This window comes from Actinomadura sp. NBRC 104425, assembly GCF_030269545.1.
GTDB classification, from domain to species: Bacteria; Actinomycetota; Actinomycetes; order Streptosporangiales; family Streptosporangiaceae; genus Spirillospora; species Spirillospora keratinilytica.
In genome coordinates this window covers 1-501 of sequence record NZ_BSTN01000105.1, presented here as the reverse complement: position 1 = coordinate 501, position 501 = coordinate 1, and the positions used below count along the sequence as shown (strand labels likewise).

The 501-nt window shown below is 67.9% G+C and carries 1 protein-coding gene; it reads left to right on the top strand.

Features of this window, described 5'->3' with window-relative positions; genetic code table 11:
• Positions 1-501: condensation domain-containing protein (locus tag QSK22_RS33315; protein ID WP_285498485.1), on the top strand; the 501-nt coding region annotated here is incomplete at both ends.

Genomic DNA, 501 nt, shown 5'->3' with positions numbered 1-501 from the left:
CGTTCGCGCAGCGTCGGCTGTGGTTCCTGCACCAGTTGGAAGGCCCCAGCCCCACCTACAACATCCCGGCGGTGATCCGGCTGACCGGCGACGTGAACGTCGCCGCGCTGGAGGCGGCACTGCGGGATGCGATCGCACGTCACGAGCCGCTGCGCACCGTCTACCCATCCGTCAACGGTGAGCCGTACCAGCAGATCGTGGATCCGGTGAACCTCGACTGGGCACTGCAGGTCCGGCAGGTCGAGGCCGGGGAGATCGCCGAAGAGGTGGAGCGGGCGACGCAGTACGCATTCGATCTGGCGTCGGAGGTGCCGATCCGGGCGTGGCTGTTCAAGGTCGCTTCGGACGAACGAATCCTGGTGCTGGTGGTCCATCACATCGCCGGTGACGGTTGGTCCATGACTCCCCTGGGTCGCGACGTGTCGGCGGCTTACGCGGCGCGGGTGCGCGGTCAGGTGCCGGAGTGGGAGCCGCTGCCGGTGCAGTACGCCGATTACGCGT